This is a genomic window from Streptomyces aureus (assembly GCF_001418135.1).
GTDB lineage: Bacteria > Actinomycetota > Actinomycetes > Streptomycetales > Streptomycetaceae > Streptomyces > Streptomyces aureus_A.
The window spans coordinates 21,029-33,565 of sequence record NZ_LIPQ01000254.1 but is presented as its reverse complement, the minus strand read 5'-3'; the positions used below and the strand labels follow the sequence as shown (position 1 = coordinate 33,565).

Annotated in this window: 8 protein-coding genes and 2 pseudogenes; 3 read left to right on the top strand and 7 right to left on the bottom strand. The window is 72.8% G+C overall.

Translation table 11 applies throughout. The annotated features are described in order from the left end of the window. The 5 genes and pseudogenes from AOK00_RS21395 to AOK00_RS21375 all read right to left on the bottom strand — a co-directional run. Window positions 1-1,141 (bottom strand): annotated as a pseudogene (locus AOK00_RS21395) (ABC transporter ATP-binding protein); the annotation flags it as partial. Window positions 1,142-1,179: 38 nt separating this feature from the next. After that, a complete protein-coding gene (locus AOK00_RS21390; RefSeq protein ID WP_055601905.1) occupies window positions 1,180-3,003 on the bottom strand; it encodes an ATP-binding cassette domain-containing protein in 1,824 nt (607 codons plus the stop codon). A 145-nt stretch (window positions 3,004-3,148) separates the two neighbouring features. Next, the gene (locus tag AOK00_RS21385; protein ID WP_015037662.1) at window positions 3,149-3,277 is read right to left on the bottom strand and encodes a SapB/AmfS family lanthipeptide; all 129 of its coding nucleotides are present in this window, start codon (window positions 3,275-3,277) and stop codon (window positions 3,149-3,151) included. 44 nt (window positions 3,278-3,321) lie between these two features. After that, window positions 3,322-5,967 (bottom strand): class III lanthionine synthetase LanKC, encoded by a 2,646-nt coding sequence (gene lanKC, locus AOK00_RS21380; protein ID WP_055601904.1) that lies wholly within the window; start codon window positions 5,965-5,967, stop codon window positions 3,322-3,324. Window positions 5,968-6,178: 211 nt separating this feature from the next. After that, on the bottom strand, window positions 6,179-7,015 hold the full coding sequence (locus AOK00_RS21375) for an SDR family oxidoreductase (RefSeq protein WP_055601903.1): 837 nt from the start codon (window positions 7,013-7,015) through the stop codon (window positions 6,179-6,181). Window positions 7,016-7,543: 528 nt separating this feature from the next. Here AOK00_RS21375 and AOK00_RS21370 point away from each other — a divergent pair. Beyond that, window positions 7,544-8,728 (top strand): serine/threonine-protein kinase, encoded by a 1,185-nt coding sequence (locus tag AOK00_RS21370; RefSeq protein WP_055601902.1) that lies wholly within the window; start codon window positions 7,544-7,546, stop codon window positions 8,726-8,728. 119 nt (window positions 8,729-8,847) lie between these two features. Continuing rightward, on the top strand, window positions 8,848-9,351 hold the full coding sequence (locus tag AOK00_RS21365; protein WP_055601901.1) for a TspO/MBR family protein: 504 nt from the start codon (window positions 8,848-8,850) through the stop codon (window positions 9,349-9,351). Between the two features lie 484 nt (window positions 9,352-9,835). Here the strand turns inward: AOK00_RS21365 and AOK00_RS21360 are convergent, their stop codons facing one another. Further along, on the bottom strand, window positions 9,836-10,921 hold the full coding sequence (locus AOK00_RS21360) for a helix-turn-helix domain-containing protein (RefSeq protein ID WP_055601900.1): 1,086 nt from the start codon (window positions 10,919-10,921) through the stop codon (window positions 9,836-9,838). A gap of 99 nt (window positions 10,922-11,020) precedes the next feature. Between AOK00_RS21360 and AOK00_RS21355 the strand changes: the two genes are divergently transcribed. Next, on the top strand, window positions 11,021-12,220 hold the full coding sequence (locus AOK00_RS21355) for an MFS transporter (protein ID WP_055601899.1): 1,200 nt from the start codon (window positions 11,021-11,023) through the stop codon (window positions 12,218-12,220). A 148-nt stretch (window positions 12,221-12,368) separates the two neighbouring features. Here the strand turns inward: AOK00_RS21355 and AOK00_RS40485 are convergent. Continuing rightward, window positions 12,369-12,516 (bottom strand): annotated as a pseudogene (locus tag AOK00_RS40485) (MerR family transcriptional regulator); the annotation flags it as partial. Window positions 12,517-12,537 lie beyond the last annotated feature (21 nt).

Genomic DNA, 12,537 nt, shown 5'->3' with positions numbered 1-12,537 from the left:
CCCAGGAGACGACCGCCGCGCCCAGGACGGTCATCAGTGTGTGCAGCGCGGGGAGCAGCGACTGGAGGACGTAGGTAAGCGCACCCACCACGGACCCGGCCGTGACGCCCTGGCGGAGAAGCCACGGCGTCGTGACGAGCAGCAGGAGGACCGGCAGCTGTCCGGCCGTCGCCACCGAGAACGTGCGGACGGACGCCCAGCGGGCCAGGGCGCGCTGGGCGGCGGCCGCCGCGTCGACGGCCCGGCGGTTCTGCGCGGCGGTCGTCTCCTGGGCCCCGCAGGCCACGATGTCCCGCAGTGCGGTGCGGGTGATCTCGGCGCGCCGGCCGACGGCCTCATCCGCGTCGAGGTACCGGTGCTGGACCCGCGCCATGGGCCGCAGGGAGGCCGTGAACAGAGCGAGGCCCAGGACCAGGGGCGGAAGTACGACGAGGAGGAACTGCGGCGCGAGCGACAGCATGCCGACGAGGGCCCCCGCGGCGACGAAGACGAAGGAGCGGGTGGCGAGCACCAGTCCGGCGAAGCTGTCCCGGGCGATCTCGGGCTGACTCGTCAGCCGGGACACCGCTGTGGCGTCCACGCCCCCGCCCCGGCCCGCGGTCGTGGCGGTGCGCAGGGCGCGTACCACCGACCCCCGTACGAGCTGGTCGCGCAGTGGTTCCGTGAGGTGGGGGAGCTGGGCGAAGACGCCCCGGACGACGGGAGCGCCGAGCAGGATGGCCACGGCGGCCCCCGCCAGCCAGAGGAGCCCGGTCGAGGGTGCGGCCCTCAGGAATCCGTCGTCGAGGGAGCGGGCCACGCAGTAGCCGCCGAGGAACGTCTGCGCGGATTCGGCGGCCGACCAGGCCGCCAGCTTCGCCAGGACGCGTTTGCGGCGGACGAGGAGGGACCGGAGCGAGGCCGTGACGCGCCGGGTCGAGTCCGTTTCGTCGGAGGCGGCGGCCGGTGCAGGACAGGTGACGCTCCCGGGCGCGCCCGTCTCGCCGTGGGCGGCAGCCGGTGCCGGACGGGTGATGGGCTGCGCCGAGTCCGTTACGTCGGAGGCGGCAGCCGGTGCCGGACGGGTGATGCGCTGTGCCGAGCCCGTTTCGTCGGCGGCGGCCGCGGGTGCCGGACGGTCCGTCGCCTTCGCCTTCGGCATGGTCGGTTCCTTCGCCCGCCCTGGGCCCGGAGCGGGCGTCACTCGCCCGCTCCCGTCCCCGGGACGACCGACGACGGCAGAGCGCCGGAGCCGGCAGTCTCCGTGGAATCCGGCCCGGTGGACCAGCGCGGGGCGTCCGCAGGCCGGGCCTCCGCGGTGAACACCGCGCGGTACTCCGGTTCCTCCCAGAGCAGGCTGTGCGGTCCGGACCTCCGCACGCGGCCCGCCTCCATCCAGACGACCAGGTCCGCCCGGGCGGCCGTGGACACCCGGTGGGCCACGATCAGCCTGGTGCACGCCCGTGACGGTGTGGCGAGGGCGGTCTCCACCTGACGTTCGGTGGCCGTGTCGAGGCTCGACGTCGCGTCGTCGAGGATCATGAGACGGCCCCGGCCGATGAACGCCCGTGCCAGACCGAGGCGTTGGGCCTCGCCGCCGGAGAGCGGGGCGTCGTCCACCGGGGTCTCGTAGCCCAGCGGCAGCAGTCGGACGAAGGTGTCGGCACAGGCGGCCGTCGCGGCGTCCCGGACGCTCGTCGGCGTGGCCGGGCTCCGGGCGGGCCCGGTCCCGGCGGCCAGCGCGGCGCCGATCGTGGGGGTGGCCCCGCCGTCGAAGACGGGACGCGCGAAGGCGTACGCGGTCGCCCCGCGCAGCTCCGACCGGGACAGTTCCGCCAGGTCGACTCCGTCCAGGCGGACGCTCCCGGCGTCCGGGTCGGTCAGCCGGCCCGCGACGGCGGCCAGGGTCGATTTGCCCGCTCCGGACCGGCCCACGACGGCGACCGTCGACCCGCCGCCGATCGTGAGCGTCACGTCCGAGATCAGGGGGACGCCGCCGCGCGTCACCCGCACTCCCCGCAGTTCCAGGTCCCCGGGCGTGTCGGGTGGCAGGACCGCGGAGCCGTGCGACATCGGCGCCAGATCGGCGAGTTCGGCGGTGCGGCGTGCCGCGCTGCGGGCTCGGACCAGGGTGCCGAGTGGTGCCGCGATGCCTCCGATCCCGGCGGCGAGCGCCGCGTACCGCGAGGCGGCGAGCAGCCCGCCCACGCTGACCTCGCCGGCGGCGAGAGCGACTCCCGCGACCGCGACGACGGCCGTGGTGAGCAGGGGCAGGAGGACGCCGCTGCGGGCCACGGCGCGGCCGTGGACGAGCCACATGCGGGTGCCGTGCCGTGTCATGTCCGGCAGCGGGGCGAGGATGCGCTCCTCCTCGTGCCGCGCTGTGTCGGCGGCGGCGATGGTACGCGCGCCGCCGAGTGCTTCGGCCAGTCGGGCGGCGACGGCGCCCTGCGCCCGCTGGTAGTGGCCGACCGAGTCGGAGGACTGGGTGGCGAACGCGCGGAGCAGCAGCAGGAGCAGGGGCAGACCGGCCACGAAGACGGCGGCGGTCCAGGGGTGGATGAGGACCAGGGCGACGAGTGCGCCGATCGGCACGAGCGCTGACGACACCGAGGTCGCGAGGGCCGCCGGGGCCGTGCCGCTGTCGGTGGCGTTGACGCACAGCCGGGCGGCGACGTCGCCGCCCGAGTGGGGTGCCGCTCGGTGGGGCGCGGTGCCGAGTAGACCGCCCAGGGCGCGCAGCCGGATCCAGGCGGTGGCGCGGGCGTTGGCGAGCTGCGTCAGAAGCACCGAACCGGTCTCCAGGAGCACTTCGGCCGCGAGCAGTACGGCGGTCCACAGCAGCCACGTTCCCGCTCCCGGCCGGTCACGTAGCAGCACGTCCAGGGTCCTGCCGGCGAGCGCGGGTACGGCGAGCGAGCAGGCCGCGCCGGCGACCGAGCAGAGCAGCAGCGCCGCTGTGGTGCCCGCGGTGTGCCGTACGGAGCCGCGGAGCAGCCGGTCGGAACCGGTCGGCGAGGCCATCCGACCTCCTCTCTTCCCCTCCGGGAGCGACGTTCCCGCCGGGCCGCCGGTCCGGCCCCGACGGCCGGAGCCCCGGGAGCAGCGCTCCCGGGGCCCCGTGACTCCTCACCGGCGCTCGGGGCGCCGTGCGGGAAGCCGGATCGGGTCAGTTACAGGTCGTGACGCTGAGGCTGCTGTCACCGCAGAGGAGGAGGCTCGCGCGGCTGCCGGTCTCGACATCGCCGATGGCCTCGTCCTTGGGGGTCTCCAGCGACTGAAGGTCGAAGAGGTTCATGATCGTTTCCTTTCGTAGGGGACGGGTGGTGCGGGGCGACCCCGTCACGGGGCCGGTTCGTGGGGCCGCGGGAGCGGCGGAAGGAACGGCAGGTGGGCCGGGCGGTCGCCCAGGGCCGAGGAGAGGGCGAGCAGGACGCCCGCCGTACCGGTGGAGAGGTCCATGGAGAGGCGCATCATCTGCTCGCCGGGGAAGGCGAGTCGGCCCTGGTAGGACATGGCGTGCCAGCTCAGGCAGCCGATCTGGCGGTGTACGTCCTCCGGTGTCGTGCCGGGCCCGCGGACGTTCGTACGGGCGAGGTGGAGCACCATTCCGGCGACGCCCCGGAAGAGACCGGGCTGGGCGTAGAAGGTGGCCTGCGCCGCCCGCACGATCTCGCGGCGCGCCCGGTCCAGGGCGTCGTCGCGCCGGTGGATCAGGTAGTCGTCGATCACCATGCCGATGCCCACGCTGCCCGCGCCGAGGTACGGCATCGTGCGCCAGCCCTCGTCGACCTGCAGGGTCCCGGAGGCACCGCGGACGCAGCGGCTCAGGTCGTCGTGGAGCGCCTCGGCGGCGCGGTCGAGGAGGGAGGTGTCCCGGGTGCGCTCAAAGAGCCGTACGAACAGCAGGGCCCGTCCGGCGGAGCCGTGCAGGAGTCCGGTGCGCACCTTGCCTGCCGCCCCTGCCGCCCCTGCCGCTCCCGCCGGTCGTCCGCCAGCCCGGAGCGGGCGGGCGGACAGCTCGGCGCAGCGCAGGGCCGCCGCGTGGAGGCCACTCTCACCGGTGGCGGTGGCCAGGGCGTCCAGGGCGAGGCCGACACCGGCCGTCCCTCCGTACAGGTCGGCGGCGAGGCCCTCGTGGTCCTGTTCGGCGACGAGTGAGGCAAGTTCGAGCGCGGCAGCCGTGTGCCCGAGCCGTTCGAGGGTCCACGCGACACCGGCGAGCCCGTCGTAGAAGCCGAGCGGTGTGCCGGAGTCGGGCTGTTTGGCGTGCCGCAGGAGCTTGTCCTCGGCCTCCGGACATCGGGGTGCCCCGCTCTCGTGCAGGGCGTGGAGCACTCCGGCGGTGCCGTGTCCGAAGCTCATGCCCCCGCCGGCGGTGGCGAACTGCGCGATGTCCCCGGGGAAGAAACGATCCTCCCTTTCGGGCGTCGCCGACGCCAGGATCGCGCCCACCATGGAGTCACGGCTGTTCGGCCAGTCGACCGGCTCCGTGGGCAGGAACCGGGAGCGGTCCGCTGGACGGTCGGGCGCCCGCGAGCTCCCGCCGCACCGGCCACCGGCCGGGTCGCGCGTGATCTCCCGAACCGCCTCGGCCAGGAAACCGGGGGGCAGCGGGAACCGCGCCGCGGCGGTCTCCGCCAAGTGCGCGGCCTTGCCCCGGTCCACCGCGAGCAGACTCGTGAGCGGGATGAACAGCGCGATCCGGAGGCACGCGAGGGCGTACCGGTCCACATCGAACCCCCGCCGGTCGGCGGGCGCCACGAACGCCGGGTTGGCGACGGTCTGACGACCGCCCTCCGAGGCGGGCTGGGCCGCCTCGAAGTCCAGCAGCACCACCGAGGACTCGTCCTCGGACACCATGATGTTGAACAGATGCAGGTCGTTGAAGACGATCCCGCGTGCGTGCACCGCGGCCACGGCCCGCTCGACGAGCCCGTGGATGCGCAGCGCCCACTCCGTGTACTCGGCGAGCCGCTCCGCCGGCGGATCGGCGTCCATCAGCGGATGCCTCCGCGCGAAGAAGGTGTTGAGCGGCTTGCCCTCCACGAACTCCAGCGCCAGGAAGTGGTGGTCGCCCACCGTGAAGCTGTCGAGGACCTCCGGCGTGCAGGCGAGCCCCGAGAGCCGTTCCAGCGCCTCGCGTTCGCGGTGCAGCCGCGTCACGGCGTCCGCGCCGTCGGCGGCGAGGCCGGCGTACGGCCGCGCCTCCTTCAGGACGACCCGCCGCCCGGTCCGCCGGTCCCGGGCCTCGTACACTCCACCGCCGTTGGAGAAGTGCAGGGCCTTCTCGATGTCGTACGGCATGTCCTGGACGGTCACCGAGGCCCTGGCCTCCAGGTGCGGACGCAGGAAGGCGGGGGGAGTCACCCAGGCGGGCACGTGGAAGACGGGATCGCGCCGGTCGGGTACGAGCGTGCCCGACCCGTCCTCGACGGCCGGCCGCAGCTCCCCGTGCTCGTCGTAGCAGTGGCGGAGGGTGAAGCTGCCGTACCGCAGGTGCACGGGGCCCCGGCCCCAGCGCAGATCGCTGAGGATGTACGGACCCGGCCGGCCCTCCAGCAGCCCCGCCAGATCGGTGGCCACGCGCTCGCACTGCTCGTCGTCGGCCGGATACACGGTGATGAACTTGCCGCTCGCCGAGCGGTCCGCGTACTTGGCGTTGCGCTGGTGCAGCAGGTAGCGGCTGGGGACGAACTTGAAGGCCACGTCGTGTCCCAGACAGTACTCGCGGACCGTGGCGAGGATCGCCTCCGCGTTGTCGAGACAGGCCGAGACGTGGATCTTCCAGCCCTGCGACGGGAGCGCGTGGTCCAGGGGGCGCAGGGCGAGCCAGTCGCCCGTACGGTGGGATGTCCAGCCCTCGGGTACGGGGAGGGTGGCCGCCCGGTAGAGCGAGTCGCCCGCTCCCTCGGCGAAGACCAGACGGTGCGGCGCGTCGTAGAAGTGACGGTCGGCGTCGCAGAACACCGCGTACCCCTTGTTCACTGCGCACTCCCTCGGTCGGTGACGGACACGACGCTGTCACGTCCCCCGAGGCCCCCGACAGTCGCCGCTGTCACCTTCCACCTATGCGGAACGCACAGGTAACAACAGCCCCGCGCATGCCTCCGGTTCGCACGACCGGCGCCGCTCCTGGCGACCGCGGGCGGTGGCGCGGCCGTGGGCCGCGCGGTTCAGGGCGCGGTGCGACGGCCCGTCAGGCCGTGGGCGGTGGCCCGTCGACCAGGGCCCGCGCCGCGGCGTACTCCTCGCGGGCGGCCTGTTCCGCGACGTCCAGATAGCCGTACGCGTCGGCTCCGACCGGGATGCGCAGGGGCGTGGGGCTCGCAGTGTCGACGATGGCCAGGACCCGTGCCGCGTAGTCGTCGGGACGTCCGGTCTCGGGGCTGTCGGCGAGTCCGCGCGCGCCTTCGAGCATCTCGCGGTTGGTCACGTCGTAGGCGGGAACCCGGTGGGCGGCTTCCGTCATGGCGGTGCCGTAGCGGGTGGCGAACATGCCGGGTTCGACGACCGTGACACGGATGCCGTGCGGGGCCGCCTCCACCGCGAGAGCCTCGCTCATGCCTTCCAGCGCGTGCTTGGCGGCCACATAGGCGCCGAGGCCCGGGAAGGCCATCCGGCCGACGACGGAGGAGACGTTGAGGATGTGGCCGTGCCCCTGGGCCCGCATCAGGGGCAGGGCGAGCCGCGTGAGTCTCCAGGGCCCGACGACCAGGATCTCCAGCTGCTCCCGGAGTTCGGCGTCGGAGACCTCCTCGACCGCGCCGAACAGACCGACGCCGGCGTTGTTGACGAGGACGTCGATGCCTCCCAGGCGGTCCACGGCCGTCCGGACGGCCTCCTGGCAGGAGGCCGGGTCCCGCAGCTCCAGCGGCACCGGGACGATCCTTCCGGGCCATGCGGCGGTGAGGTCCTCCAGGTCCGCGGTCTTGCGGGCGGTGACCACGAGTTCGTGCCCCGCCCGTGCCGCCGCGGCGGCCAATGCCCTTCCGAGGCCTGAAGAGCACCCCGTGATCAACCAGCGCCTGCCCATGGATCCCCCCGTATGGATCGCCGAAGTGGTGACGCGCGAACGGTCCTGCCCTCTGGCGCCGCCGGACACGCAGCGTCCCGTCCGCGGCGGGCGGGACGGGACGCGGTTCATCGTGGAGGCGAGATCCGGCCGCGGCCATCCCTCACGCAGGGGCGCGCGGGCGCACGGACGGGCGCAGTGGCGCCCGCTCCCCGACCCCTCCGATGCCGCGAACCACCCGCGACGGGGCAGAGAGCTCACGTCCCCCGGAAGCACCCGGAAGGTGCCCTCCACCGCCCGAACGCGGACGCCCGAAAGCGACCGGCCGCCCGCGTCGGCCGAATGCGCGGACATCACAGGGATGCCCCGGGGCATCCGGGGCAGCCGTACCCCGAGGTCCCCACGCGGCGGCCGCACGGCCGCGACGTGCGGAGGCGAAAGCGCCCAGACCGGAGGGTCCGCACTGGGCGGGGCGAAGGGCGGCACACCGCTCGTCGACGAAAAGGCGGACGGCACAAGGCGGCAACGGAACAGACAGGGAGAACCGAGATGCAGGTCCGTCCGTGGCGCGTCCAACCCGACAACCGGCTGACGGCTCACGCGGTCGCCGGCCGGTATCGGCTCGACGCCCTGCTGGGGAGAGGGGGAGCAGCCGACGTCTACGAAGCCGTGGACCTCCGGCTGCGCAGGCCCGTCGCGGTGAAGGTCTTCCGCCAAGGCGACACCCGGACGGAGGTGCACTCCGACAACGAGGGACGTCTCCTGGCCCAGCTGCAGCATCCCGGTGTGGTGACCCTCTTCGACTCCGGTCGCGATGAAGGCCGTCCCTTCCTGGTGATGGAGCTCGTCAGAGGGACGACCCTGCGCCGGCGCCTCGCCCGCTCCGCGCTCTCGGTGACCGAGACCTGCCGCATGGGCGTCGCGCTGTCCTCCGTACTAGCGCATGTGCACGGAGCAGGAATAGTCCACCGTGACGTCAAGCCGTCGAACATCCTCCTGGATGGGACCGACGCCCCGCGCCTGACGGATTTCGGAATCTCCCGCCGTTTCGCCACCGCCGACGACCCCACGGCCGCGTCCGACGACGCCGCGAGCAGCGGGGCCGCCCCGGCCACCGACGGCGGGGACATCCTCATGGGGACGGCTTGCTACATGGCACCGGAACAGGCACTCGGCCGGACCACGGGGCCGAGGGCCGACGTCTACAGCCTCGGACTCGTACTCCTGGAGGCCCTCAAGGGCGAACGGGAGTACGGCGGCCCGCCCCTGGAGGCGGCGCTCGCACGGCTGCACCGTCCGCCGGAGCTACCCGACGGACTGCCCCCGGAACTCGGCAAGCTGTTGACGGCCATGACAGCGCACGAGGCCTCCAACCGACCCGACGCCCGCACCTGCCAGAAGGCACTGGCCGCGCTGCCGATCCCCGCCGCGTGCGACGCCCCGCACGCCGCACAGTCGGCGACGGCGCCCGGGAACCCCTCCGGAGTCCGCCGCTCGTCCGGTACGCTCCCGAGCGGCCGGACCACGCCCACGAAGGCGGAGCCGAGGACCAGGTCGCCCCACCGCCCGGGACGACTGCTCGCCAAGAGCGCGGCCCTGGCCGCCCTCGGAGTCACGCTGACGGGCTCCATCGGCGCCGCCCCCGTCGGGAGCCGGAGTGCCGTGGACCCGCTGTCCCACCTCCGCATGACCACCCAGCAGATACCGGACGCGGCGCAGGCGATGGAGCCCTGAGCCCGCCGCTCCCGCACGCTTCTGTTCGCGAAGCGCCGGCCGGGGAGGGGTGCATCCGAGCAGGGCCGGAGGGCAGAAGCTCAGGTGTCCGAGTGGCGCGATCGTGGCAGGGAGCCCTGGTGTCTGAAGTGGCCAACCGAGTGACCGCACATGGCGGAAGGGCGTGGGCCGCCCTGATCGGCTTCTTGCTGGCGGTGTACGCCGTTGCGGCGGTGGGTGCCCTCGCCTCCGCGGATGCGGCGACGGTCTACACGTCACTGGACTTGCCGGCCTGGGCTCCTCCCGCCTGGCTCTTCGGCCCTGTCTGGACCGTCCTCTACGCCACTATCGGTGCTGCCGCATGGTTGGTTTGGCGGCGACAGGCCGCACCGGACAGGAAGCCGGCGATCGCGTGGTGGACTGTGCAACTGGCCCTCAACCTCGGCTGGACCCCTCTCTTCTTCGGACTGGGCGAATACGGCGCCGCTCTCATCGAAATCCTCCTCCTGGTGGCCGCGACGAGCGTCACGATCGTGTTCTTCAGCCGCGTGTCCAAAGTTGCCGCGCTCCTGCTCGTGCCCTACCTGGGCTGGGTGTGCTTCGCCACGGCGCTCAACGCGGCGATCTGGACTGCGAATGGCTGACGGGCGCCGGCCGCCCCAGCTGAAGGCACCCCCTGGGCATCCCGCCCCAGCAAGGCGGGTCGCCCCGAGCTGGAAGCGGTGCCGCGAGCGAGACCATCCGTATCCAGGCAGCCTGGTCCTCGAGATCACGAGCACCACAATCGACCCGCCGATCTTGAGAGGCCTCATGCGCCCGGCGTATCCAGCCTGATCGCTGTGCGTCTCGATACGGGCGACAGGTTGCTTGTGGGCTGCGTCGGCCCGTAGGCGAGGGCGACGTCAGGTTCCGCCCTCATCGGGGTGTCGACGGCCGCGAAGTCCGCATCGGATGGGGAAGTCCTGCTGAGAACCAAGACGGGCATGCGGTTCGCCTTGCCGAGGCCACAGCGCTCAAGGGACTCCAGCGTCAGACGTACGACGCTGTCGGCGAGAGTGGACGCGTACTGCGGCGAGGCGTGCCTCGTCGTGGCTGGACTGTGCCCTTGGCCCGGCAGCCCGCTGCTGTTCAGCGCAGGAGGGCGGTGAGGAGGTCTGTGCCGAGTGTCGCGATGTGTGTGTGGTCGAGGGTGTAGTGGACGTAGCGCCCGCGCCGCTGGGCGGTGAGGAGGCCTGCGTGACGTAGGACGGTGAGGTGGCGGGAGACTTCCGGGGGAGAGAGCTTCCAGGCGTGGGCGAGTTCGCTGTTGGTGTGCGGGCCGCGGGCGAGGGTGCGGAGCAGCCGCAGACGTACGGGGTGTGCCAGTGCTTCGAGTCGAAGCGCAACGGTTTCCTGCGGCACGGGCTGTGACGGGCTTGGTCCGGTCGCCGGGTACTGCACGACCGGCCGCCGTCCCGGCGCGTGGATGACCACCAGGTGAGGGCGGCCGTAGGCGCTCGGGATGAAGGTGACGCCGCGGTCGTGGGCGGTGGTTGTGTTGTCCTGCAGTTGGTCCACGAGGATGCTGCCGCCGTCCGGTGCCAGGGTGACCGCGCTGGAGACGGAGCCGAGAGCTGCCTCGATCCCGTGTCGTTTCAGCAGGTCGTTCTTCAGCCGCAGGTCGGTGGCGAGTTCCATGGCGACGGCGGTCCAGGCGGTGTCGAAGAATGCCTCGGCGCACTGTTCGAGGGTGCGGCGTACCCGCGCTCGTACGGCGGTCGGGTCCGCGAGGAGCCGTTCCGCGAAGGCTTCTTGGAGTGCCCCTCGGGCTTGGGCGAGGTCCAGAGCGTGCTCACGGGCGGCTCGGTCGGCGAGTGGTGACGCTGCTGGAAAGTGGATGCGATTGTTGCCGCATGTGGTGGTGAGCGCGGTGGCGACGTAGGTTTCGTCGTCGATCCGGTCCAGGTCGTCGAGCTCTGCTGTGAGGGTGCGTCGGGGTCGGGCGGGGACGAGGAAGTCGGCTCGCGAGGAGCGCCAGAGGAACTGCGCTTCTCTCAGTTGCCGGGCCAGTTCGGACGGCATTGCGGCCCAGACGTCGTCGGCCCAGTCGGCCAGCTGCGGGTGGTGTGCGGGTTCGGCCAGGACGTGCAGCATCGCGGTCAGCTCGGCCAGCGGGGAGGCGGCGAACCACAGCCGTCCGGCGGGCAGTCCGGTGATGTCGATGCGCAGCGTCATCCCTCCATCATCAAGGGCCGTGCGGCCGATGACGCCGCCGGTTGACAGTGTGCGTCAACCGGCGTGCCGCATCGCCGGCCCGGCATCAGCTTGGGCGCCATGGCAACCACCGCTCAGATCCGTCCCCGCGCTCTCCTGCATGCGTCCGGAGGCCCCCGCTACGCCGTCGCTCTCGCCGTGGACGCGCTCGGCACGGGCTTGTTGCGGCCGTTCCTGCTGCTGTACGGGGTGACGGTCCTCGGGCTGTCCGCGCCGGCGACAGGCATCGCGATGACAGTCGGCATCGTCGCGGGTCTCCTGTGTATGCCCGCGGTAGGGCGATGGCTGGACCGGGGCGCACGCAGCACGGTCGTGGCGGCGTCGATGCTCGTGCGGGTGCTGGGCGTGGTGCTGCTGCTGGCCACCCCGACGGGTAACACGGGGCTGTTCACTACGGCCGCGCTCTTCCTCGGGATCGGCAACCAGGCATGGCCGGCCGCCCACGCCGCCCTCGTCGCCACCATCGCCCACCGGCGGGAACGCGATGCCGCCCTCGCAGGAGGCCGCGCCCTGCGCAACGCCGGACTGGGTGCCGGTGCCCTCCTTGCCACCGCATGCCTGACGGGCGGCACCACCGCCCTGCAGGCTCTGGCAGTCGTCACCGCCCTCGCCTACCTCGCCGCGGCGACCCTGACGTGGTCCGTCCACGTTCACGCCCACCCGACCGCTCCCTCTGCGGTCCCGGTCGTGGCCAAGGACGAGGGCGGCGAGCCTGCACCCCGGATGCGTACGCTGCTGGCCGCCAACGTGATCTACGCCTTCTGCCTCAATGTCCCGGAGATCGCGCTCCCCCTGGTTCTGGTGACGCAGATGCACGCTTCCCCGATGTGGCCTGCGGTCATCTTCGTGGCCAACACGGTGCTGGTGGTCACCTTGCAGGTCCCCGTCACCGTCCTGCTGTCCCGCTTCCCCCGCCGGTCCGTGCTGGCGGTCGCCGGTGTGGTGCTGACCGCCTCCTACCTCGGCTTCCTCGCGGCCGCATCCCTGGCACACGGCTGGGCTGCCCCGACCATCACTGCGGTGTCCGTGGTCTGCACCCTCGGCGAGATCATCTACGCGGGCAGCGCCACCGCGCTCGTCACCGCCCTCGCCCCGGCGCATGCGCTCGGACGAGTCCTCGCCCGCTTCCAGCTCTCCACGGGTTTCGGGCTCGCCGTCTCCCCGGCGGCCATCACCACTCTTGCACCCCACGGCCCGGCTGCCCTCTGGGGCGCCCTTGCCGCCGCGACGCTCCTGGCTGCCTCCGCTGTAGCCGGCTGAGCATGCTCGACCGAGAGGCACCACACGTCGACGAGGCGTACGGCGGCGCCGCCGGGAGCCGAGGCGGGGTTGCGGGCATCGGCGTGGCCGAGCAGTAGCGGAACCCCAGCGCCCAGAACGCATGCGTCACGGTGGCCTCCGGGCCGGTCAAGCAGAGTGTCCAGGTCCGCCTGATGCAGGGAGTCTGTGGGCAGGTTCTCGAGACGTCGGGTGACGAACTCGGAGAGCAGGCCCATCCGGCTGCCTTCGGTACGCATCCGCTGCACGGCGGTCCGTTGCCGCCGCAGTCCCTTCTCCTACTCGGCAAGGGTTCCCTC